The 21450-nt window shown below is 45.7% G+C and carries 23 protein-coding genes; 15 read left to right on the plus strand and 8 right to left on the minus strand.

Annotated elements, in window-relative coordinates; genetic code table 11:
* Positions 1-12: 12 nt before the first annotated feature.
* A complete protein-coding gene (gene ald / locus ACRRS1_RS02110) occupies positions 13-1128 on the minus strand; it encodes an alanine dehydrogenase (protein WP_432454797.1) in 1116 nt (371 codons plus the stop codon).
* 187 nt (positions 1129-1315) lie between these two features.
* On the opposite strand from ald, the gene ACRRS1_RS02115 reads away from it, so the two are divergent.
* Together ACRRS1_RS02115 and glpX are read left to right on the plus strand one after the other, a co-directional pair.
* On the plus strand, positions 1316-1906 hold the full coding sequence (locus tag ACRRS1_RS02115; RefSeq protein ID WP_432464287.1) for a DUF4202 domain-containing protein: 591 nt from the start codon (positions 1316-1318) through the stop codon (positions 1904-1906).
* Between the two features lie 66 nt (positions 1907-1972).
* A complete protein-coding gene (gene glpX, locus ACRRS1_RS02120) occupies positions 1973-2980 on the plus strand; it encodes a class II fructose-bisphosphatase (protein WP_432460755.1) in 1008 nt (335 codons plus the stop codon).
* 51 nt (positions 2981-3031) lie between these two features.
* On the opposite strand, the gene ACRRS1_RS02125 is transcribed toward glpX, so the two are convergent.
* Positions 3032-3406 carry an acetyl-CoA sensor PanZ family protein gene (locus ACRRS1_RS02125; RefSeq protein WP_432454794.1) on the minus strand — a complete coding sequence of 125 codons (375 nt, stop codon included), beginning with the start codon at positions 3404-3406 and terminating at the stop codon, positions 3032-3034.
* A gap of 18 nt (positions 3407-3424) precedes the next feature.
* Complete coding sequence (locus ACRRS1_RS02130) at positions 3425-3847, minus strand: hypothetical protein (protein ID WP_432454793.1); 423 nt, start codon at positions 3845-3847, stop codon at positions 3425-3427.
* 360 nt (positions 3848-4207) lie between these two features.
* On the opposite strand from ACRRS1_RS02130, the gene ACRRS1_RS02135 reads away from it, so the two are divergent.
* The 7 genes from ACRRS1_RS02135 to ACRRS1_RS02165 all read left to right on the plus strand — a co-directional run bounded on the left by ACRRS1_RS02135 (position 4208) and on the right by ACRRS1_RS02165 (position 11890).
* The gene (locus ACRRS1_RS02135; protein WP_432468503.1) at positions 4208-4750 is read left to right on the plus strand and encodes a GspH/FimT family pseudopilin; all 543 of its coding nucleotides are present in this window, start codon (positions 4208-4210) and stop codon (positions 4748-4750) included.
* The gene (gene pilV / locus ACRRS1_RS02140) at positions 4719-5237 is read left to right on the plus strand and encodes a type IV pilus modification protein PilV (RefSeq protein WP_432454791.1); all 519 of its coding nucleotides are present in this window, start codon (positions 4719-4721) and stop codon (positions 5235-5237) included. Before ACRRS1_RS02135 ends, pilV begins: the two co-directional genes overlap by 32 nt.
* Entirely contained in the window at positions 5207-5998 is a 792-nt protein-coding gene (locus tag ACRRS1_RS02145; RefSeq protein WP_432460758.1) for a PilW family protein, read from the plus strand. The genes pilV and ACRRS1_RS02145 overlap by 31 nt, the downstream gene beginning before the upstream one ends.
* A 2-nt stretch (positions 5999-6000) precedes the next feature.
* Entirely contained in the window at positions 6001-6513 is a 513-nt protein-coding gene (locus ACRRS1_RS02150) for a pilus assembly PilX family protein (protein ID WP_432464288.1), read from the plus strand.
* Between the two features lie 5 nt (positions 6514-6518).
* On the plus strand, positions 6519-6920 hold the full coding sequence (locus ACRRS1_RS02155) for a type IV pilin protein (RefSeq protein ID WP_432454788.1): 402 nt from the start codon (positions 6519-6521) through the stop codon (positions 6918-6920).
* The gene (locus tag ACRRS1_RS02160; RefSeq protein WP_432468502.1) at positions 6920-11341 is read left to right on the plus strand and encodes a pilus assembly protein; all 4422 of its coding nucleotides are present in this window, start codon (positions 6920-6922) and stop codon (positions 11339-11341) included. The genes ACRRS1_RS02155 and ACRRS1_RS02160 overlap by 1 nt, the downstream gene beginning before the upstream one ends.
* A 312-nt stretch (positions 11342-11653) precedes the next feature.
* Positions 11654-11890: a YkgJ family cysteine cluster protein gene (locus tag ACRRS1_RS02165; protein WP_432454786.1), complete on the plus strand. Its 237-nt coding sequence runs from the start codon at positions 11654-11656 to the stop codon at positions 11888-11890.
* 11 nt (positions 11891-11901) lie between these two features.
* On the opposite strand, the gene ACRRS1_RS02170 is transcribed toward ACRRS1_RS02165, so the two are convergent.
* From ACRRS1_RS02170 to gpmM, 3 genes are read right to left on the minus strand one after another with little or no spacing between them, the layout of a single operon-like run.
* Complete coding sequence (locus ACRRS1_RS02170; RefSeq protein ID WP_432468501.1) at positions 11902-12693, minus strand: divergent polysaccharide deacetylase family protein; 792 nt, start codon at positions 12691-12693, stop codon at positions 11902-11904.
* Positions 12681-13868 (minus strand): murein hydrolase activator EnvC family protein, encoded by a 1188-nt coding sequence (locus ACRRS1_RS02175; RefSeq protein ID WP_432468500.1) that lies wholly within the window; start codon positions 13866-13868, stop codon positions 12681-12683. Before ACRRS1_RS02175 ends, ACRRS1_RS02170 begins: the two co-directional genes overlap by 13 nt.
* Positions 13869-13875: 7 nt before the next feature.
* The gene (gene gpmM, locus ACRRS1_RS02180; protein ID WP_432454783.1) at positions 13876-15408 is read right to left on the minus strand and encodes a 2,3-bisphosphoglycerate-independent phosphoglycerate mutase; all 1533 of its coding nucleotides are present in this window, start codon (positions 15406-15408) and stop codon (positions 13876-13878) included.
* A gap of 253 nt (positions 15409-15661) precedes the next feature.
* On the opposite strand from gpmM, the gene ACRRS1_RS02185 reads away from it, so the two are divergent.
* The 3 genes from ACRRS1_RS02185 (at position 15662) to gpsA (ending at position 17644) form a co-directional block, all read left to right on the plus strand.
* Positions 15662-16090: a rhodanese-like domain-containing protein gene (locus tag ACRRS1_RS02185; RefSeq protein ID WP_432454782.1), complete on the plus strand. Its 429-nt coding sequence runs from the start codon at positions 15662-15664 to the stop codon at positions 16088-16090.
* A 70-nt stretch (positions 16091-16160) separates the two neighbouring features.
* The gene (secB, locus tag ACRRS1_RS02190) at positions 16161-16637 is read left to right on the plus strand and encodes a protein-export chaperone SecB (protein ID WP_432454781.1); all 477 of its coding nucleotides are present in this window, start codon (positions 16161-16163) and stop codon (positions 16635-16637) included.
* Entirely contained in the window at positions 16637-17644 is a 1008-nt protein-coding gene (gene gpsA / locus ACRRS1_RS02195) for an NAD(P)H-dependent glycerol-3-phosphate dehydrogenase (protein WP_432454780.1), read from the plus strand. The genes secB and gpsA overlap by 1 nt, the downstream gene beginning before the upstream one ends.
* Before the next feature lie 56 nt (positions 17645-17700).
* Here gpsA and nfuA read toward each other — a convergent pair whose 3' ends face one another.
* Positions 17701-18279, minus strand: a complete 579-nt coding sequence (gene nfuA / locus ACRRS1_RS02200) for a Fe-S biogenesis protein NfuA (RefSeq protein ID WP_432454779.1) — start codon at positions 18277-18279, stop codon at positions 17701-17703.
* Positions 18280-18441: 162 nt separating this feature from the next.
* Positions 18442-19164, minus strand: a complete 723-nt coding sequence (locus tag ACRRS1_RS02205; protein WP_432454778.1) for a ComF family protein — start codon at positions 19162-19164, stop codon at positions 18442-18444.
* Between the two features lie 34 nt (positions 19165-19198).
* Between ACRRS1_RS02205 and bioH the strand changes: the two genes are divergently transcribed.
* From bioH to ACRRS1_RS02220, 3 genes are all read left to right on the plus strand, one after another.
* On the plus strand, positions 19199-19972 hold the full coding sequence (gene bioH, locus ACRRS1_RS02210) for a pimeloyl-ACP methyl ester esterase BioH (RefSeq protein ID WP_432468499.1): 774 nt from the start codon (positions 19199-19201) through the stop codon (positions 19970-19972).
* Positions 19973-20038: 66 nt separating this feature from the next.
* Positions 20039-20272: a hypothetical protein gene (locus tag ACRRS1_RS02215; protein WP_432460768.1), complete on the plus strand. Its 234-nt coding sequence runs from the start codon at positions 20039-20041 to the stop codon at positions 20270-20272.
* 1 nt (position 20273) lies between these two features.
* Entirely contained in the window at positions 20274-21185 is a 912-nt protein-coding gene (locus tag ACRRS1_RS02220; protein ID WP_432454775.1) for a putative metalloprotease CJM1_0395 family protein, read from the plus strand.
* Positions 21186-21450: the final 265 nt, after the last annotated feature.

Raw genomic sequence — 21450 nt, forward strand, 5'->3', positions numbered from 1 at the left:
TTCACTTAACACTTAAGCTAATAAACTTAAGGGGTCGATGCTTTCTAGTTGAAGCGCTTCTCCAACCTCTGCGCAGGTTAGTTTTCCATGCATCACATTTAAGCCGTTTCGTAGATGCTCGTCATCTAATAAGGCTTGCTTGTAACCTTTGTTGGCTAAAGTAATGATGTAGGGCAGGGTGGCATTATTGAGTGCCATGGTTGAGGTTCTGGCTACGCCACCAGGCATATTGGCAACACAGTAGTGTACAACTTCATCAACAATGTAAATCGGATCTTGGTGAGTCGTTGCTTTAGAGGTTTCAGCGCAGCCGCCTTGGTCAATTGCAACATCAACAATCGCACTGCCCGCTTTCATGCGTTTAACCAAGTCTTTGGTGATTAATTTGGGCGCTGCAGCACCTGGTAGAAGAACACCGCCAATCACTAAATCTGCTTCTAGTACATGTTGTTCAATACTGCTAGTGGTTGAATAAACGGTTTTCACTTTACCGTGATATTCGGCGTCAATCGCTCGTAGTACATCGATGTTGCGGTCTAAAATTGCAACATCAGCCCCCATTCCAACGGCCATTTGTGCCGCATTGCGTCCCACCATGCCACCACCAATAATCGCGACTTTAGCGGGTTCTACCCCTGGGACGCCACCCAATAGTAGACCGCGACCACCTTTTGACTTTTCTAGCGCAAGAGCACCGGCTTGAATGGCCATCCGTCCCGCGACTTCAGACATTGGGGCAAGTAGTGGTAGACCGCCTTTCGCACTGGTGACGGTTTCATAGGCAATACATACGGCACCAGATTTCACGAGGTCTTTGGTTTGTTCTGGGTCGGGTGCTAAATGTAGGTAGGTGAAGAGTAATTGATCTTCGCGTAGCATTGCCCGCTCGCTTGCTTGTGGTTCTTTAACTTTGACAATCATGTCAGCAGCGGCAAAAACTTCGGCAGCATCATTCGCGATGTTTGCACCCACCGCTTGATAATCTTTATCGGCAAAACCAATACCAGCTCCTGCGTTAGTTTCAACAAGCACTTGGTGGCCATGTTGAATCAGTTCGTTTACGCTGGCTGGGGTCATTCCAACACGATATTCGTGATTTTTTATTTCTTTAGGTACGCCAATAAGCATAGTTTTTAACTCCTTTTAAATATAATATATTGGTCATATATGCCGCTCTTTTTTTTAAAATATAGTGAATAACACCAGTAATGCAACACATTTTTAGTCTAAGGTTCTGCCTTGAGTTCTGCCTTTCGGTAGGATATGTTGAGAGTATGTTAAAGACTAAAACAAAGTCATGAGAATGGGGCAAAGTATGCAGCAAAATATTCTAAATAAGGTCTTAGACGATATTGATCTATTTAACCTCAATGATCCAAACCTGCAGTTAGATGAACTAGGTTATGAACATCCTAAAGAACTTTTATATGGGCAAAGAATGTCAAAAGTTTTGTTTGAGTTTATGCCATCCCCTTCTCCTGAATTACAGATCGCTGCTCGAGCCCAGCATATCGGTCGTTGGTTGTCGCCACGAGGTGATTATCCTGAGGGTAGAACAGGTTATTTAAAATGGCGAACCGATTTGTCTAAAAAACATGCACAGTTATGTAGTGATATTATGCGCCGACATCAGTTTGACGAAGCCAGCATCGAGCAGGTCTGTGGCCTATTACGTAAAGAAAAGCTAAAACGCAACCCACTAACGCAAGCTTTGGAAGATGTGATTTGTTTGGTCTTTCTAGAGTATTACTTTATCGATTTTGCGGCTAAACATGAACAAGATAAGGTACTCAGTATCGTTAAAAAAACTTGGGGGAAAATGTCGGAGCAAGGGCACGAGGCGGCCTTAGCGTTAAAGCTGTCAAGTGAGGCGAGTGACCTGATTAAGCTGGCGTTGGCTTCGTGAAGTCAGCTGATTAAATACTAATCTTATGCTAGTATTCGCCCGTTTTTAGTTGATTAGGCATTTCTGATGAGAAGAGATCTGGCATTTCGTTTTTCCCGTGTTACTGAGTCTGCAGCATTGGCTGGTTATAAATGGTTGGGGCGAGGCGATAAAAACCTTGCCGATAATGCAGCGGTAGAGGCGATGCGTATCATGCTTAATGATATGGACATTGAAGGCGAAGTCGTTATTGGTGAAGGCGAAATCGATGAAGCGCCAATGTTATACATTGGTGAGAAGGTGGGAACTGGCGGTGAAGCGGTCGATATTGCGGTTGACCCGATTGAAGGGACTCGCATGACCGCGATGGGTCAAAATAATGCAGTGGCCGTATTAGCTGTGGGTGAAAAGGGAGCATTTTTACGTGCGCCTGACATGTACATGGAAAAGCTGGTGGTAGGACCAAATGCCAAGGGCACCATCGATCTTGAACAATCTATTGAACACAATATTAAAATGGTTGCCTCGGTGTTGGGCAAAAATATTAGTGATATGACGGTGATTACTTTGGCGAAGCCCCGTCATGATCAAGTGATTGCAGAGATGCAAAAGCTTGGTGTGAGAGTGTTTGCTATTCCCGATGGGGATGTGGCGGCTTCGGTATTGGCCTGTATGCCGCTGAGTGAAGTTGACATGATGTATTGTGTTGGTGGTGCTCCTGAAGGCGTGATTTCTGCCGCTGTGATCCGGGCCTTGGGCGGTGATATGCAGGGCCGTTTAATTCCTCGTAATCAAGTAAAAGAAGACAATGCTGAAAATAGAGTCATTGCGGCTGAAGAAATTCGTCGTTGTGAAGAGCAAGGTATTCAAGTGAATCGTGTATTGCAGCTGAACGATTTGGTGAAAAACGATAATGTTATCTTTTCAGCAACGGGCATTACTAAAGGTGATTTACTGGAAGGGATCAACCGTCAAGGGAATATTGCGGTCACCGAAACGCTATTGGTTCGTGGTAAAACACGGACCATTCGCAAGATCCAATCAACGCATTACCTTGACCGTAAAAATGAAGACCTTAAAGCCGTTATCTTATAGGCGATGATTGTTTGAGTGAATAGCAAAAACCAGAGTAGTGCTCTGGTTTTTTTATAATTGAAACTCTAACTGGTTATTAAGTCCGAGATGCTGATAGAAAGCGAGAGCTGGTGAATCATTACTGTTTGGAAATATCAGCTTATTTAATTGTTTATGCTGAGCCAGTTGGAGTAATTGCTGAAACATAAATAAGCCGATGCCGCGTCGTCGGGTGATATCTCGCACGATAAAACGATTCACTTGAAGTCCGCTGCCCGCAGTGCTTAGTAGGCAATAAGCAACTATTTTTTGATTAAATACGCAGTAATAGAGTCGCTCCGCTTGTTGCCAATGGCTCCATTGCTGTTCGCTCACATGGGGTGAAATTTTAGTTAAATCCTTGGAAAAGCTTGGCAAGATTGTAGCTGTCTGAAAAGATAAACGCATGATTTCGGTAACGATTGCTTAGGAAACTTTGGAAAGCGGTGATTTAGACATTTGTTCGATATCTAAATTGTGCCAGTCTTTAAGAAAATACTGTGATTCCTGGCAAATCATCAATAGCGATTTCTTTAAATTATCGTCTAAATACTCAAGATCGAGCTTCGCCAACTGGTCAATGGTGTGGCTCAGATCGAAAACCAAAGGACTCAAATCAAACAAATTGTTTGGTTCGATATTACGTTTATGGTTCGGTTGAGTTTGTCGTTTTCGCCAAGTACTAAAAGTGACGAGTAAAAGATTGATGAGTTGCTTTGATTCTCGGCAATTCAAACTCGACTGCTGAATCCACCAGGGGGCGGTACCTTTCATAAAACTGATACAATCGCTCACAACATTATTGACATAAGCTTCATCAACGTAGGAGGGGAGGGGCATTAGTTTCATAAATATGGTGCTGAGAAAATGATGGAATTAGATTACACATTCTCTGCCCACAAACCAATAGCTTGAACTCGATTAGCTATATTTAATATCGATTTTGTGTTTGCCAGCGCTTAATTAAGCTTTTTAAAGCTTGTATCTGGTGATGTAAAGCAAGCAGGGCAGGATCCGCTAGTTGGAACTATGACTGCTGTCTATTATTATTTGTTTGCTTATTGTACAAAGTTTTGATGTTTGTCAGAATACCGTTTCTAATATGTTGTTTTTTTGGAATATTACCGACTTTAATCAACATTCTTGATTAAATAGGATGTTCTCTCCAAGCTTGTGGCTAGAAGAGAACGCTGTTACGGATGATAAGCAATGCCCAGTATAAGCAAACGAACCTTGAGGCATAGAGGATTTACCCTGATTGAATTGTTGATCGCCGTCGCTATCTTAATGATTATTATGGTGGTCGCCGTTCCCTCGATGCAAAGTTTTATTGAAGATAGTAAGCAGCGTGTCACTCGGGATCTATTGGCCAGTAGTCTCAATGTTGCACAGCAAGAAGCGATTCGTAATAATTTGTCTACCTATGTTTGTCCCACATCGAGTGGCACCAGTTGTGCTTCGGCTTGGGGAGGTAATACTGGTTGGCTGGTTTATTTAGATGAACATCGCGATGGCAGCTTAAGTGACGCTAATCAAATCATCGTTAGCTATCCCAGCCCAAAGTCGGCAAAACTTCAATATACCCCCACTTCTTCAAATAGCGTATTACTGCGTTTTTTCCCTTCCGGCCACGCGTTAGCTGGGATATTTACAATTTGTAGCCCATCGGCTGCGTTTGAAGATCAAAGGATCGAGCTGACACGCATGGGGAGGATCGAGTATGCGTCGCCATCAACCAGTTATTGCCCCTAAGGTTCAGGGCTTCACTCTAATCGAATTGCTGATTGCTTTGGTAGTGGTTTCGATTGGTTTACTGGGTCACGCGGCTTTGCAAATTCAGTCGGTGAATACCGCGCAACAAGCGCGTTTTGCGCAAACTGCAAATACCGCTATGTTGGATATGATACAGCGTGTCTTGGCTTTGCCTGAGGCGGCGCGCAATAATGAGTTTAATGCCGAAAACTTGACTAGTGGTGTCGCGCCTAGTTTTGTTAACTGTGATTCTGGGAGTGTGAGCTGTACTCGCGCACAATTTGCTGCGTTTGAGGTTGGTAACTGGTATGACAGAGTGAGCCCTTCCATTCCCCAGCTTCGATTCTCTTTACAACATGTCAATAATTTGGTGACTCTGAGAATGACTTGGGATGCTCACTTGACCGGTTCTGGGGTGGCCAATTGCGATGCGGACCGATCGGGAAATGCGCATCAATGCAGCGAGGTTGCCGTGTGGGTAAGGTGATGGGCCAACAGCGAGGCTTTAGTTTAGTTGAAATGATGATTGCTTTAATGCTGTCCTTATTGGTGGTGGGAGGGCTGTACGCCGCATTGATTGGTGATAAAAAAAGTTACCAGGCGACTCGGGCAAATCATTTATTAGTTAGTAAAAATAGAATGAGTATGCAAACACTGCAGATTTATTTACAACAAGCGGGTTTTCGTGATTTTCAGCAGCTCTACCAGAATACCCTTTTACCTCAGGTGAATAGCGAAGATAGCGCGGGTTTTACTTGGGATGAAGGCCAGTTTATTCAAGGACTCGAGAATCAAAATAGTTATCTTGGCGCCAAACCCAATACCGATGTCGTGAGTTTGCGTTTTTATGGTGCCGCACTACCTAACAGTAGTATTTTTAGCTGCAACGGCGACGAATTGGCCGCCAATAGTAGTACCAGCCTGAGCTTTTTCGTATCCACGACCAATCAACTGATATGTCGTGATAGCGGCGGTGACACCGTGTTCGATCAGGATATCGATAGTTTACAGTTACTCTATGGTAGTCGGGACGAACATGAGTATAAGTATTATAAAGCCAGTGAAGTGAGTGACTGGCGGCAAATAAATCGAGTTAAAGTTGCATTGTTGGTCGCTCAAGAAGTCCCGATGGGCAACCTCAGCAATCAGAATCGTTATTCTGTGCTTGATGAAGATATCGCGATCTCAGATAAAAAACTTCGGCAAGTGGTCAACGAAACCATTTTGCTAATAAACGTAGGATCTTAGCGATGCCACAATTCCAACGACAATACGGTATGGCGTTAATTATGTCGCTGATTATGGTGCTTATTATCGCGATGATAGGGGTCTCTATTGCCCAGCAGGTGAGTAGTGGTCGTAAAAACTCGGCAATCTATCAGGACCATACTGTCAGTTATGCTCGAGCCAATTCAGGCATTTGGGAAGCGGAGCAGGTGGTGAAAGAGCAGGCTTACTCGGTGGATGCCTTACTCAAACCGACAACTGCAAATTCGTTGGTAGCTGCAAAATTTGGCTCAGCAGATTGGTGGCAAACCAACAGTAATTGGGATACCGCGCATAAGATGGTTGTGGTTAAAGATGCCAATGGCCAAGCGTTAGCGGGTGAGCCCCGTTATATTATCGAAGATGCGGGGGTTGATTCAGGTTTGGTATTGGGGGTGAATATCCCGAAACGACGCTTTTTAAGAATTACTGCTCGTGCTCAAGGAGAGGGTGGTGCCGTTACTTATTTACAATCCTATGTTGCATTTATGGAGTAGTCGCAGTGAAGCAGATTAAAGGTTTTACCCTGATAGAGGTGATGATTACTGTGGCGATAGTAGCGATCTTGGCGGCTGTCGCATATCCCAGTTATTTAAGTCATGTGCAAACCACTCGACGTGAGGAAGCAAAACGAACGCTGGTAGAGGCTGCGCAACATATGGAAAGTTATTACTCGATGAATTTGACTTATAGTGGTGCCGCGAGCTCTGGTAGCCTCACTATTTATACACCCACTCATAATTTTAGTGATTATTACACGCTTAGTACGAGCGGTATGAGTGCTTCAGCTTACACCTTATCAGCGACGCCAAAATCAACGGCCGCTCAGGCCAGCGATCATTGTGGCACCATGAGCATTAATAGTACTGGTTTAACGACACCCTCTAGTGGCGGGTGTTGGTAATGAGTACCTTTCACAAGCTATCAAAGCTGGTTTTAGGCCTATTACTATTGCCTTTTAGTGTGGCTTCACTTTCGCTGAATGCGGCGAATTTAAACCTTGCTGATGTCCCTTTATATGTCGCAACTGTACCTGCACCAATGGTGATGTTAGTGATGGGGCGTGATCATACTTTGTACTATGAGGCCTATAACGATGCTTCTGATTTAGATGGCGATGGGGTATTAGATACGACTTATCAGCCAACGCAAATTGACTATTACGGCTATTTCGATAGCCAGCGTTGTTATGCTTATAACGAGCAGCAACAACAATTTGAGCCCGGCGAAGCGGCTACTTCAGGTTCAAAAACCTGTGGCGGTGCAGCGCAGTGGAGTGGCGATTTTCTAAATTACCTCACCATGTCTCGTATGGATGTACTGCGCTCGGTATTGTATGGTGGTCTTCGAGACGTCGATAGTTCTAGTCAAACGGTCTTAGAGCGAGCTTATATTCCACAGGATGCCCATTCTTGGGGGAAAAGCTATACCTCTGAGGCGGTCAATCATTATGACCTGAGTGCTTACACTCCTTTCGATAATCCGCTATCGGGCAATAAGCATTTTTTTGGTACCGCTACTTTTTCCAGTAATGACAACGCTCAGCCAAAGTTGGTAATGCTTAAAAATATTAATAAGAACAATGCACAGTGGAATAACTTTGGAATTGATGTGACCGCTGTTGAAGATGAATTCGATATTTGGTACTGGGCGAGTAAGGAAGCTCCGGTCCTGACTGGCAGTGTTGATGAATCTTATGTGGTGCGAGTTCAAGTTTGTGTGAGTGGTAAGCTTGAGAGTAATTGTAAGCATTATCCCAATGGCAATGATAAGCCGACCGGGTTATTACATCAGTACGGTGAGGATGGCAGTATTGATTTTGGCTTAATCACTGGCAGTTACCAAAAAAACTTATCCGGAGGAGTATTACGTAAACGGGTAGGCCCTTTTAGCGACGAACTTAATACTAATAATGGGATCTTTAATAGTGGCGTGAACGGTATCGTTCGCAGCATCGACAAGTTGAAAATATATGGTTATAACGGGAGCTCTTACGATCATTGTGGTTGGGTGTCGACCCGGGCGATCGTTGATGGAGAATGTTCATCGTGGGGGAACCCGCTGGGCGAAATGCTCTATGAGAGCTTAAGGTATTTTCATGGTGAAAAACTGGCGAGCCCGTCATATAGCATTGCTAATGGGAGCATCGACAACGGCCTCGGTTTGCCAATTGCTAGCTGGGATGACCCCTTTGAAGGTCGTGAGTACTGTGCGGCCCCATATAATCTGGTGATTAGTGACATTAACCCTTCCTATGACTCCGATGAACTTCCTGGCGGCCAATTCACCAATGCCTACCAAGGCTCTACCTTGGATGGTTTTTCTCTTTCGACCTTACTGAATACAATTTCTACCACAGAGGGCATTACCGGTAATTATTTTATTGGTGAGTCGATTGATGATAGCACCGATACTAGGGGGGCTCCTACGGCTAAAGCGGTGACTTCACTCGCCAAAATTCGAGGTTTATCACCTCAAGAGCCGACTAAAGAGGGGAGTTATTCCGCCGCTGGAGTGGCTTATTACGGACATAAAACAGATTTGTTCCCAGCAAAATCAGGTAAGCAGAATATTCAAACCAGCGTGGTAGCGATTTCTTCACCTTTGCCAGAGGTGAGGGTGAAAGTTGATGACAAGGTGGTTACGGTTGTGCCTTTTGCCAAGTCAGTGGGTGGAAATAGCATCAATAAGAATAAAGGGGCGTTTCAACCGACTAATACCATCGTTGATTATTATGTTGAATCCTTTAGTGATACTTCTGGGGTTTTTCGAATTGCCTTCGAAGACGTTGAGCAAGGGGCCGATCATGATATGGATATGGTGGTTAAATATAGCTATGAGGTCAAAGATTTATGTCCTCATGTTGGCGATAACGAAGCCACTTGTAATAAGACCAAGGGAGTCGCGCTGACCCTTGATTCGACCTACGCTAGAGGCGATATTCACCAACATGCCGGGTATGTGATTTCGGGCACAACCAAAGACGGTATTTATTTGGATGTTAAAGATCAAGATGGTGGTCATGTGAACTACTATCTTGATACGCCTAGTGAGAGAGAAGCGCCCTTCCCCAATAATACTCGAAAGCTTGAAGCGAGTACTGCCGATTTACCTTGGACTCGCACGCGCTACTTTTTTCCAAATGGGAATACAGCAGGCCAGTTAAAGTCACCACTTTGGTATGCGGCAAAGTGGGGGGGGTTTAACGATGAGAATGGCAGCGAATTCCCCGATACGAATGAATGGGATGCAGAAACGAGCGGTCAACCCGATGGCTATTTCCCTGTGACTAATGCAGGACAATTGGGGGCTCAAATCACCAAAGCCTTAGATAAAACCTTAGCAGGAGATCGCTCCGCGAGCTCGCCTGTGTTTAATTCCAATTTTCTACAAAGTGATACGCTGCTCTATCAGTCATCCTTTAATAGCGAACATTGGAATGGAGATGTGAAAGCCTATTCGGTTGATGTTGACGGCGAGTTAAGCTCCTCAGCTATCTGGAGTGTGGCTGCGCAAATTGACTCGATGGCATTCTCTTCACGCAGTATTTATACCCGTAATCCAGAGAGTGATGAAATTGTTAAGTTTTCTCCCCCTAGTAGTTTGCTTGGTGATAGTCATGGTTTAAGCGAAGCGCAGATTGATGACTTATTGGCAGGGCAACAGGGTAGCGATGAAAGCAAGCTCGCTTATCTCGCAGCGGTGGTTAATTATTTACGGGGAGAGCGAACTTATGAAGCTTCTGATTTGAGCTACAGTATGCGAGCTCGGGAGTCGGTGCTAGGAGATGTGATTCATTCGATCCCCTATTATGTTGCGCCTGTGAATGGTCATCGAGTGACTACCCCTGTGTTGGTATTTGGTGCTAATGATGGCATGGTGCATGTGATAAATGCGTCCAACGGCGAAGAGGCGATGGCCTATGTCCCGAGTCAAGTATATGGCAAGCTAAATAGCCTCACGCGCAGTACTTACAGTCATCAGTATTTTGTTGATGGTGGAGTGACGGCTTATACCGATGGCGTTGGCTCCTCGGCACGGACAACGGCGGTCGGTCGTTTAGGTACTGGCGCGAAGGGCTTCTATGCCATCGATGTTAGCGACATGAGTCGCGTGAATAAAGATAAGATAAAATGGGAAATTAGTGCCACTGGCGATTTTTCGGGCTTGGGTTTGAGCGCGGCAGCGCCAACTATCGCGAAATTGGCCAATGGTAAAGTTGGGGTTATTTTTGCCAATGGTTATAACGCCGATGACTCGGAAGCGAAGCTTTATATTGCGGATCTGGATGACGGTAGTCTGATCGCGACGCTGCATACACATGTCGATAGTGCCGATGATCCCACGGGTGAACAGCGACCGAATGCTTTAGCCAGCCCTGCGGTAGTCGATATCAATAGCGATGGGGTTGCGGATCGTATTTATGCGGGCGATTTGTTTGGAAATATGTGGGCTTTTGATGTGTCAGCGACCAGTTCCAGTCGTTGGGGGATCGCGATTGCGGGTGATAAACCCTTATTTAAGGCCGTTAGTCCAGACAAGCCAGATGTAAATTACACTGCGCAGGCGATTACCTCTAGACCTTCGGTGGGCGCTCATCCTAAAGGCATTACCGCTGGAGTTTTGGTGGCCTTTGGTACCGGTAAATATATCGAGACCACCGACAATAATGCGATTGGCGAAGCGACTCAGAGTGTTTATGCAATTTGGGATAAATTAGATGACGTTGCTTTTAGTTCGAGCCGCTCTAAGGTTGATGGCTTAGATGTTTATAACAACTTATTACGGCAAACCATCGAGAAAGAAGATTTTAATTCTGCCACGCGGATCGGCAATCGACTGTTGAGCGAAAATGTTATCGATTGGAGTCAACATCGGGGGTGGTATTTAGACCTGATAAATACCGCAGATGGTAATACCAATAATTATGGTGAGCGCCAAGTGAGTAATACTTTATTGTTGGCCAATAAATTGAGTTTTACTAGTTTATTGCCCAGCGCGGATGCTTGTGCGGGTGGGGGGAGTGGTTGGTACATGGAAATGAACCTACATTCTGGTTTAACTTGGAACACTGGTACCGAGGGGAACACCGACGCAGATGATCAAGGCGACACCATTAATAATGATAGCTCTCATCAGCTTGTGGAAGGCGGGATCCCATCCTCTCCAACGGTGATTATTAATCCCAATCTCGATCAAGATAATGCTGTTAAAGAAGAAGGCATTATTGAGAAAAATTGTATTACTTTGAGTGATGGAACGGTGAAGTGCTTTGATGATTACCAATCCCCAACTGGCCGCTTAAGTTTGCGTACTTTATATTAGCGTCTACTAGAAGAAGTCAAGGGCCATCATGTTAGGTATTTAATTTATTCAAGGCCTATTGTTTACCGATTTTCGCTAGCTTATTTATCCCAATTTGCTTCATTATATGATCAACTTATTACGCAGTATAAATCTGCCGATAAGGAGGGATAAAGTGCGCTAGCTAGTGGCTCCAATTACAAGAGACATAACGCAGTTAGTGGTGATTTGCGCTAGCAAGAATGTACAGATAATTAGTTCGATAATTATTAGTTGCGAGTCTAATATGCGGTTCTGCTACACTAGCCTCTTTTGGCTACCGAGAACCATAGTATGCAATGCCGGATGGGTTGTGGTGCTTGTTGTATCGCACCTTCAATTAGCTCTTTAAATAAAGCCGCTGGTGAGCGTTGTATCCACTTGAACATCGACAATTTGTGTCAAATATTTGAGCAACCAGAACGGCCGCAAGTGTGTCGTGATTTTAAAGCGGCGCATTGGTTGTGTGGTGATACCCGCCAGCAAGCCTTAGACAATCTCATTCATTTAGAAATACAAACACAGAGCTAGCGCTTCACAGCTTATTTGTCCCCGTCTTGGATTGATGGGCGCTGTTGATTGATGTTTGTATTGGCGATGCGTAAGTTGAGATCGCTGGATGATTGCTGCTTTTGCCATGCTAAACGTTGCGCTAAACCTACCAATTGAATATCTGTAGGCAACGTAAGTTGGCGCAATAGGGCTAGCGAATTAGGCCGCGGGTGGGCGATTAATATCGCATGACCATATTTACGACTCAGCTTGAGTGCCAGTTGCCATTGTTGGTAAATACTCACCGGGTTATCGATATGATCTAAAAAGACATGTCGACGTAAAACGGGGACTTGATACATTAAAGCGGTTTTTTCTGCGACGCTGCCCAAGTGGGTTCGGCTATCAACAAAAAACAGCTGTTGCTCGTTCAATACTTGCATCAACCAGCCCATTTCTTGAGGCTGTTGGGTGAGCTGACTCCCCATATGGTTATTGAGACCAGTGGCTTCAGGGTAATCTTGAATGGCAGCATATACCCGTCGTTTGAATTCATATTCATCGAGTTGTGTACTCAGCCCGTAGGGGCCTAAATTCAGATCGCGACTTCCCTGCATGGGCAGGTGTAGCATCACCTCTCGCGCCTGTTGTTGAGCTTGTACTGCGATGTTTTTGGCGTAGGGACTTGCCGGTAGGACCGATAGGGTGATTGCTGGGTTTAACTGGAGTAGTTGATAGTCTTGATAGCCGTTACCCACGTCATCAACAATGATACTGAGCAGACCCGCGCTCGCGGTATTGCAGCCACATAGGCTAAGCCAAATCAGGATTACTCTAACCATTTTTGTGGATCTTGGGTTTGACCCTGGTAGCGGATTTGGAAAAATAAGGCGTTAGTGCTCTGGCCCCCACTATTCCCTGCATAGGCGATGGTTTCTCCGGTATTGACCCGTTGGCCAATGGTCGCGTTGAGGCTTTGGTTATATCCGTATAAGCTTAAATATTGTTTGCCATGGTCGATGGCAACAACTAATCCGTAACCGCGTAGCCAATCGGCAAAAACCACATTTCCCGGCGCAATGGCTTTGATTTCGGTGCCAGGATGAGAGTCGATGACCATACCTTGCCAACGAGTTTGCCCTTGGTTTTGGCTATTATAGCGATGTAATACTTTACCCTTCAGTGGCCATGGTAGCTTGCCCTTGGTCTTACTTAGGCCTAGCAATGGTGCTTTGTCGAGATGCTGTTTGAGGGCTAGCTGTTGTTGCTGTTCGATTTGTTGACTGATCAGCTGTTGTAAATGTTGCTCGTTAATTTGCAACTGTTCTAAGCGACTTTTTTCGCTGCTTTGAAGTTGGTTGAGTTGTTGTAATTGTTGTTTGCGTTGGCGCTGTTGTTTTTGATATTGCTGTTGCTGTTGTTGTTGTTGGGCAAGTAATTGAGCTAACTGCTGTCGATTTTCATTGAGCTGCAGTTGCGCTTGACTCAGTTCAAGCTGTTTATCCGCGACAGCCACCAACGCTTCACGGCGAGCTTTGGCTAAATAGTGATAGTACTGCAACATTCGTTCTAATCGCGCAGGATCTTGTTGGTTGAGTAGCATCTTTAGATAGTCACTGTGGCCTGCTTGATAGGCACTCTTGAGCTGTGCTTTTAGGGCTTGCTGTTGCTGCTGAAGTTGTTGCTCCAAACCCTGCATATTGGCTTGGATGTGTTGTTGTTGGTTTTTGGATTCTGCTAACTGTAGATTGAGGCTGTGTAGCTGTTGATTGGAATCCGCTAAAGCAAGTTCCTGTTGTCGCAGTTGCTGTTGTGCTTTGGTTATCTGAGTTTTACGCTGTGTGAGTTGTTGCTGTTGCTGCTTGAGTTGCTGCTGTACATCGATTAATTGCTGCTGTTGATTCGCAGCAAGTTGAGGGCTTAGCAATAGCAAAGCGCCAGCAATAAGGCTGGCGCGATTCAAGCTAACAAAGTGCCTTACGACACGCTGAAACAAGTGTGAAATAGGCTCATTCATCAAACCATTATTTCAAATTCATCAATACCTTGCCAGTCATTTCTGCAGGGGTCTCTAAACCCATCAAACTAAGCATGGTTGGTGCGATATCGCTTAGGCGACCTCCCTCAACGGGGGTGGCGGCACGACCATGGTAGATCAGCGGTACAGGTAAGTTAGTATGTGCAGTGTGGATCCCGCCAGTTTTTGGGTCCACCATTTGTTCTGCGTTACCATGGTCTGCGGTAATCAGGCATTCACCGCCGACTTTGTCTAGTGCTTCAACTAAACGGCCAATACATTTATCGACTGCTTCACAGGCTTTTACTGCGGCTTCGTAAACACCTGTATGACCAACCATATCGCCATTCGGGTAGTTACAGATGATCACGTCGTATTTACCACTTTCGATGGCAGCCACAAACTTATCCGTTAACATTTCAGAATTCATTTCTGGTTGCAGGTCGTAAGTTGCAACTTTAGGCGATGGGATCAGCTCTCGATCTTCACCAACAAACGCATCTTCTTTGCCGCCATTAAAGAAGAAAGTCACGTGCGCGTATTTTTCAGTTTCTGAAATACGTAGCTGTGTTTTGTCATTTTTTTCTAGCCATTCGCCCAAGGTGTTTACCAAGTCACTAGGGCCGAAGGCGCAAGGCGCTTTAATATCAGCTGCGTACTGAGTTAAAGTTACAAACTCACAAGCTGGTACTTTAGCGCGTTCAAAACCGTTGAAGTCCTGCTCTACAAAACAACGCGCAATTTCGCGCGCGCGGTCGGCACGGAAGTTCATAAATAAAACCGCATCGCCGTCATTCATGCTGGCGGCAGTTTCTCCGACCACCGAAGCTTTCACAAATTCGTCGTTTTCTTCACGCGCGTAAGCAGCCGCTAAAGCTTCAGTTGCGTTAGCGTAGCTGTAGTCAGCCTTGCCTTCGCTCAGCAATTGGTAGGCTTCTTCTACACGTTCCCAGCGGTTATCGCGATCCATGGCGTAGTAGCGACCAACCAATGAAGCTATCCGGCCAGTGCCAATTTCGGCAAATTTAGCATCGAACTTTTCAATTGAACCTTGCGCGCTGCGAGGTGGTGTATCACGGCCATCAAGGAAAGCGTGTAAGTAGATGTTTTTTGCACCTTGTTTGGCGGCCAATTCGATGGCAGCAAGCATGTGGTCTTCATGACTATGAACACCACCTGGAGACAATAGACCCATAATATGAACGGCTTTACCAGCGGCAACCGCTTTATTGACTGCACCAAGTAATACTTCGTTGCTAAAGAAGTCACCGTCTGTAATTGCTTTACCGACACGGGTCAGTTCTTGATAAACCACGCGACCGGCGCCAATGTTGGTGTGTCCTACTTCGGAGTTACCCATCTGTCCATCCGGTAGGCCTACATCCAGACCAGAGCCTGAAATTAAGGTGCTGGCATTGGTGTTCCAAAGGTTGTCTAGTACTGGAGTGTTGGCGTTTGCCACAGCGTTATTAGCGCTGTCTTGGCGGTGGCCCCAGCCATCCATAATGATTAATGCTAAAGGCTTTTTGCTTGCAGACATTGCAATTTCCTCAATCGGTAAATGTAAAAATAGAAACGAATTCCTGAAATATTACTACATTTTTTGGCTGAGTCACCTGATTGAACGCAATTCAGCCGAGATTAGTTGTTTTATCTCTGATTTTTAGTTGCTTACTCTTTTGTTGGTGAATTTACACGCTTCTGCGTTGCGGATAGCTGCTATTTTTTACGCTCGGGTGTATACTCTCGCCCCAATATCACTAACTATTTGCTTAACTGGGAATACGCTTACTATGCAGCAAGTTGTCGAATTTTTTGGAAATAACCCCATCCTTTCATTGGCTTGGGTGGGTTTATTTGGGGCCGTTATCTACAGTTTTATTCAACCACTATTGTCAAAAGTGACTTCGGTGGGTAATCATGAAGCGACTTTGCTGATCAATAAAGAAGATGCGGTTGTGGTAGATGTCAGAACCAATGATGAGTATAAAAAAGGCTTTATTGCGGGCGCTCGTCACATTCCTTTGACTCAAATCCAGGCTAATAACTTCAAGCCCATTGAAAACTTAAAGACTAGCCCCATTATCGTGGTATGTGAAACAGGGATGCGTTCTGGCTCAGCGGCTAACGCACTGATTAAAGGCGGCTTTACCAAAGTGTATAACTTACGTGGCGGTATGACCGAGTGGAAATCAGCAAATCTACCGATCACTAAGAAGTAAGATCGCGTTTTAAATCGCAATTTGAGTTGCGATGAAACAATTTTAAATACATATTTCTAAGGTAATTATTATGGCTGAAGCAGCAACCACCGAAGCGCCACAAGTAGAATTTGCAATTCAACGCATCTACACCAAAGACATTTCTTTTGAAACTCCAAATTCACCAGAAGTATTTCAGAAAGAATGGAAACCAGAAATTAAAGTTGACCTCGACACCTCTAGCAATAAGTTAGCGGATAACGTATTCGAGGTTGTATTAACGCTGACTGTGACTGCAAACGTTGAAGATAAAACAGCGTTTTTATGCGAAGTTCATCAGGGGGGGATCTTTACTCTTGGTAACATGCCTGAGCCTCAATTGGCGCACGCGATTAATGCCTACTGTCCAAACATTTTGTTCCCTTATGCACGTGAAACCGTATCGAACCTAGTGAACCGCGGTTCATTCCCACAAATCAACCTAGCACCAGTTAACTTTGATGCTTTGTTTGCTAACTATGTGCAACAGCAAGCAGAACAACAACAAGCGGCGACAGCAGACGCTTAATGAGCACTATGAAAGCCACCATGACCGTATTGGGTGCAGGCTCCTATGGGACTGCATTAGCTATCGCCATTGCGCGCAATGGACAACGTACGGTGTTATGGGGTCATGAGCCTGAGCACGTAGCGGCCTTGAATGCCGATCGAGAGAATCGAGACTTTCTACCCGGTGTCCGTTTTCCCGATAGCTTGGAGTTAGAGGCCGATTTGGCTACAGCTGTCGCTCAAAGCGATAACTTGTTAGTGGTGGTGCCAAGCTTTGCGTTTGCCGATGTGATGCGGCAAATTAAACCGATGCTGAACCAAGATTCGCGGGTTGCTTGGGCGACTAAGGGGCTCGAGGCAAATACTGGTCATTTGCTCTCTGAAGTTGCAATGGAAGTTCTGGGAGAACAGCGTTCAATTGCTGTGATTTCAGGACCTACTTTTGCCAAAGAGTTAGCTGCCGGTTTACCGACCGCTATTTCAGCATCTTCTTCAGATGCTGATTTTGTTCGTTACTTAGCGAAGGTCATGCATTGTGAGCGTAGCTTTAGGGTATATACCAATAACGATATCGTTGGGGTACAGCTTGGCGGCGCAGTGAAGAATGTGATTGCCATTGGTGCGGGTCTGGCAGATGGATTGGGTTTTGGCGCAAATGCGCGTACAGCACTGATTACTCGGGGTTTACGTGAAATGGCTCGCTTGGGGAAAGCCTTAGGCGCGGATCCGGAAACCTTTAAGGGAATGGCAGGGCTTGGTGATTTAGTTCTGACCTGTACCGACAATCAAAGTCGTAATCGTCGCTTTGGTTTAGCTTTAGGTCAGGGGAAATCATTTGCGCAAGCCGAAACTGAAATTGGTCAAGTGGTTGAGGGATATCGCAATACTAAAGAAGTCTACATGCTGGCACAACGTATGGGCGTAGAAATGCCGATTGTTGAGCAAGTTTATCAGGTCTTGTATCAAGCGAAATCAGCCCAACAAGCGGCCATTGATTTACTGGCTCGCGATCAGCGAGAAGAATAGTGAGTGCTACCAGAGTTAAAAAAGCCTACGCTAGTGTAGGCTTTTTTGTTTGCGCTCTAATAATAAGAATGCTCACCCGCTTGGTGCTCGGTGACATCTTTCACACCCGTGAGTTCGCCGGGGAAGGCTTCAAGTAACTGTTTTTCGATCCCTTCTTTGAGCGTAACATCAACCATGCTACAACCATTACAGCCCCCACCAAATTGTAAAATCACCACGCCTTCTTCGGTGAGTTCAATAATGCTTACTTTTCCGCCATGAGAGGCAAGATTTGGATTCACTTGGGTTTCAATGACGTATTCAACACGCTCAATCAATGACGCGTCATCATCCACTTTACGCATTTTTGCATTCGGTGCTTTTAGTGTGAGCTGAGAGCCTACTTTGTCTGTCACAAAATCAATTTCGGCATCTTCCAAAAAGGGTGCACTGGCTGTGTCTACCATTGCGTTAAAGCCGTTAAAGGGGAGTTGCACATCATCATCTTCAACTGACTCTGGTGGGCAGTAAGATACACCACATTCGGCGCTAGGCGTGCCGGGGTTGACGACGAATACACGGATGTTAGTGCCTTCAGGCTGTTGTTCTAACAGCTTAACAAAATGTTGTTGTGCTGTTTCTGAGATCGATACCATCTGCTTCCTCGATACCTGAGTAAATTGCTAGGTTATATTGTACGGCTTTTTTATTCGCACGACTAGGGTCTATTGATAGCTAGCGATGGTTTTTCAATCCCGACGATAGCAACTAGAGTAAATTTTATCATGAAGGTTAGCAAGAATAGTCTGTGACTTAGCTTATGCTTGGCTGGATGAGTTGGGCTTCGGGGTGCGCGCCAGTGCCCAGATATCTACTTGTTGAGCGCCAGCTTGTTTAAGTAACTTAGCCAGTACATTGGCGGTACTCCCTGTCGTGACAACATCATCAATCAACGCCCAGTGGGGCTGTATATTTCTGACTTTGCAGCTAAAACTGCTTGTCAATGAACGCTGGCGTTGGGTGCGATTCAGGGTGGCTTGATTGCTTCCTGCGTGTTGGCGGCTTAACACGGCTTGATAGGGGAGGCCCGATAGCGCTGCGACTTGCTGACAGAGTAATTCACTTTGGTTAAAGCCGCGTCGCCAGCGTTTCAGCCAATGCATGGGGACCGAACATAGTGCATCGGGTCGGGCCATGGGCTGGCGTTCGATTTGTTGCCAAAGTAGCTGACTTAAGGGTTTGGCTAGATGAGCTTGTTTGGCGTATTTATAAGTTTTTATCACTGGGCTTAAGGGCCACTGGTAATCGCCGAGACAAAATATATGATCAAAATAGAGTTCTTGTTGTTGGCACTCACCGCATATTCCGGGTTCTGCGAGGGCTAAGAAACAGCGTTCACAACGGGGATGCGCTTGGCCGAGTAATAAGCGGGCACAATGCTCACAGCATGCCAAGTTGACTGCTTTGCTTTGTAAGCAAAAGTCACATTGGCTGGATTGCTTGAGAGTTCGGTTTAAAGTGGCTGCGAAACTCGATAACATTCATTCTTTCCTAATGATCAATAAGTAAGTGTAGATGAGTCAGTTGTATTGTGAGAGTCAAGGAGCAGGGCCTGCTTTAGTATTACTTCACGGGTGGGGCTTGAATAGTGCGGTTTGGCAGCCGCTAAGCGAACTGCTCAGTCCCCATTTTTGTTTATATATGGTGGATTTACCTGGTTTTGGTTATTCGACCGCTTTGCCACAGTTAAGCTTACAAAACATAGCTGAGGCTATTGCTGAGCAGGTGCCGGAGCAGTCTATTTGGTTGGGGTGGTCTTTGGGCGGCTTGGTGGCGATGCAAGCTGCCTTAAGTTTTCCAGAGCGTTTATCGTCATTAGTGAGTGTGGCTAGCTCCGCACATTTTGTCGCACAGGATGATTGGCCCGGGATCCCAAGTAAAGTGCTACAAGGGTTTGCTCAGGGCTTAGAGCTCGATTTTGTCAAAACCCTGCAGCAATTTCTGGCAATTCAAGCAATGGGAAGTCCTCATGCGAAGCAGGATATTAAACAACTGCGTCATTTGTTAGCAGAGCGACCTTTGCCTTGCTTAGACGCTTTGAGGCAGGGCTTGAGTTTGTTACAAAGTGAAGATTTGCGTCCCCAAGTGGGTCAAATCGATTTGCCGTGGTTACAACTGTATGGTCGTAATGACTCGCTGGTGCCAAGGGCTGCTATCGCCGAGCATGCGCAGCTGAATCTCGACGCACAGCAATATTGCTTTGCGAGCTCTTCACACGCTCCTTTTATTTCAGAGAAGCAATTATTTGCTGAGCGCCTGATCGACTTTTCCCGGTCATTAGTGGTTTAAAAGTGAGCAGTTTGCTACAATTTGTTTAGTGATCGCTTAAGTTTTGGCAAATATTGGGAGGGGGAAATGCAGATTGGTGCTGCGAGCAATGGCTTTCAAATTATTGCCAATGCTAATCAACAAGTTAGCCAAAGTGCTCAATCCCTCGCTGAGGTCGCCGCGGGGCGTGAGCCACGACAGAATGAAGTTGTAGATGCTGTGGTGAGTTTGAATCAGGCTGAGTTATACGTTAAGGCGGGTGCCAAAGTGATTGATACCGAATCAAAAATGCTCGGCTCAATCTTGGATATTGAGGCTTAACATGAACATTAGCGTGAGCCTTCCCAATGTTTTTCCTAATACGCTGAGTCCGCCGACCGATTCAGCCAAACGGGATAATATGCGGCGTGAAGTGATTGCTCAGCCTAAAGAGGTTGGCAGCTTTGCGAAAGAGCCAGAGGTAGGGGCCGAGAAGGACCGCGGCAAACCTTCGCTTCCGGTGCAGTACCCCAGTGTTCAAGAGCAGCAATTCACTAAAGTGACAGAGCGTGATGCGCAAGGTCGTGAACAGCAGCAACAGCAAGAACAACAAGACTCACAGCAGCAGTCAGAGCAAAAATCTGGTGGAGATCAAGCCAGCAGCAAGCAAACCAACCAAAATCAATTTAGTGAAAGTGAACAGAAGGCGCTGGATGAGCTCGTCGCGCGTGATCGTGAAGTTCGTTTACATGAATCTCAGCATCAAGCGGTTGGTGGACAATACACCAGTGGTGCTAATTTTGAGCTTGAACGCGGTGCCGACGGTAAGCAGTATGCGGTTGGCGGAGAGGTATCTATTGATACCAGTGAAGTCGCTGGCGATCCTCAGGCGACTATCGCAAAGATGGATCAAGTGCAACGTGCTGCGTTAGCGCCAGCCGAGCCCTCAGCACAAGATCGTCAGGTTGCTGCGCAGGCACAACAAAAAGCGGCAGCGGCTCAAGCACAGCTTAGCCAAACTCAGATGCCAGGCTTGTTGGCTTCCGATGAGCAAGAATCTGCTTTTGAATCGGCAGTCAATGATGTAGCTGCACCGAGCGATTATCAGCAACTTCAGCAGCAACAAGCGAAAGATTTACAACAACGTTATCCTGATATTGCCGAACAAATGGCTCAGAGAAATCAGCAGATTCAGCAGCGCTATGCCAGTGCCAGTCATTTTAGGCAGAGCGCACAACTCAGTTTAATGGCTTAACTATTTCAAAGCTCTTCTGTCAGTGGTAGACGCTGTCGTTACCAGTTCATCAAATTACACTCCAATTAAGCGAAACAAGTCTCTGCTCATTGCTGTAGGTTTTATCGAGTCGATTATTTGATGGTCTACTTATTCAGTCTTAACTGAGGCACTAGCCTTGTGGGTCGAATAGCTATCAAGGACTATTCGACAGCTAAGTTGTGAATCTCTTAAAGCAACTTTCAACTCAGGCATCGGCTGCGATTGTAGGCCCATTTAAGCGGGG

This window comes from Agarivorans sp. Z349TD_8 (assembly GCF_050870825.2).
Taxonomy (GTDB): Bacteria; Pseudomonadota; Gammaproteobacteria; order Enterobacterales; family Celerinatantimonadaceae; genus Agarivorans.

Excerpts from the sequence above, each read along its gene's own strand:
- ald (WP_432454797.1), bottom strand. The coding sequence starts at position 1,128 with ATGCTTATTGGCGTACCTAAAGAAATAAAAAATCACGAATATCGTGTT.
- ACRRS1_RS02115 (WP_432464287.1), top strand. The coding sequence starts at position 1,316 with ATGCAGCAAAATATTCTAAATAAGGTCTTAGACGATATTGATCTATTT.
- glpX (WP_432460755.1), top strand. The coding sequence starts at position 1,973 with ATGAGAAGAGATCTGGCATTTCGTTTTTCCCGTGTTACTGAGTCTGCA.
- ACRRS1_RS02125 (WP_432454794.1), bottom strand. The coding sequence starts at position 3,406 with ATGCGTTTATCTTTTCAGACAGCTACAATCTTGCCAAGCTTTTCCAAG.
- ACRRS1_RS02130 (WP_432454793.1), bottom strand. The coding sequence starts at position 3,847 with ATGAAACTAATGCCCCTCCCCTCCTACGTTGATGAAGCTTATGTCAAT.
- ACRRS1_RS02135 (WP_432468503.1), top strand. The coding sequence starts at position 4,208 with ATGCCCAGTATAAGCAAACGAACCTTGAGGCATAGAGGATTTACCCTG.
- pilV (WP_432454791.1), top strand. The coding sequence starts at position 4,719 with ATGCGTCGCCATCAACCAGTTATTGCCCCTAAGGTTCAGGGCTTCACT.
- ACRRS1_RS02145 (WP_432460758.1), top strand. The coding sequence starts at position 5,207 with ATGCAGCGAGGTTGCCGTGTGGGTAAGGTGATGGGCCAACAGCGAGGC.
- ACRRS1_RS02150 (WP_432464288.1), top strand. The coding sequence starts at position 6,001 with ATGCCACAATTCCAACGACAATACGGTATGGCGTTAATTATGTCGCTG.
- ACRRS1_RS02160 (WP_432468502.1), top strand. The coding sequence starts at position 6,920 with ATGAGTACCTTTCACAAGCTATCAAAGCTGGTTTTAGGCCTATTACTA.
- ACRRS1_RS02165 (WP_432454786.1), top strand. The coding sequence starts at position 11,654 with ATGCAATGCCGGATGGGTTGTGGTGCTTGTTGTATCGCACCTTCAATT.
- ACRRS1_RS02170 (WP_432468501.1), bottom strand. The coding sequence starts at position 12,693 with ATGGTTAGAGTAATCCTGATTTGGCTTAGCCTATGTGGCTGCAATACC.
- ACRRS1_RS02175 (WP_432468500.1), bottom strand. The coding sequence starts at position 13,868 with ATGAATGAGCCTATTTCACACTTGTTTCAGCGTGTCGTAAGGCACTTT.
- gpmM (WP_432454783.1), bottom strand. The coding sequence starts at position 15,408 with ATGTCTGCAAGCAAAAAGCCTTTAGCATTAATCATTATGGATGGCTGG.
- ACRRS1_RS02185 (WP_432454782.1), top strand. The coding sequence starts at position 15,662 with ATGCAGCAAGTTGTCGAATTTTTTGGAAATAACCCCATCCTTTCATTG.
- secB (WP_432454781.1), top strand. The coding sequence starts at position 16,161 with ATGGCTGAAGCAGCAACCACCGAAGCGCCACAAGTAGAATTTGCAATT.
- gpsA (WP_432454780.1), top strand. The coding sequence starts at position 16,637 with ATGAGCACTATGAAAGCCACCATGACCGTATTGGGTGCAGGCTCCTAT.
- nfuA (WP_432454779.1), bottom strand. The coding sequence starts at position 18,279 with ATGGTATCGATCTCAGAAACAGCACAACAACATTTTGTTAAGCTGTTA.
- ACRRS1_RS02205 (WP_432454778.1), bottom strand. The coding sequence starts at position 19,164 with ATGTTATCGAGTTTCGCAGCCACTTTAAACCGAACTCTCAAGCAATCC.
- bioH (WP_432468499.1), top strand. The coding sequence starts at position 19,199 with ATGAGTCAGTTGTATTGTGAGAGTCAAGGAGCAGGGCCTGCTTTAGTA.
- ACRRS1_RS02215 (WP_432460768.1), top strand. The coding sequence starts at position 20,039 with ATGCAGATTGGTGCTGCGAGCAATGGCTTTCAAATTATTGCCAATGCT.
- ACRRS1_RS02220 (WP_432454775.1), top strand. The coding sequence starts at position 20,274 with ATGAACATTAGCGTGAGCCTTCCCAATGTTTTTCCTAATACGCTGAGT.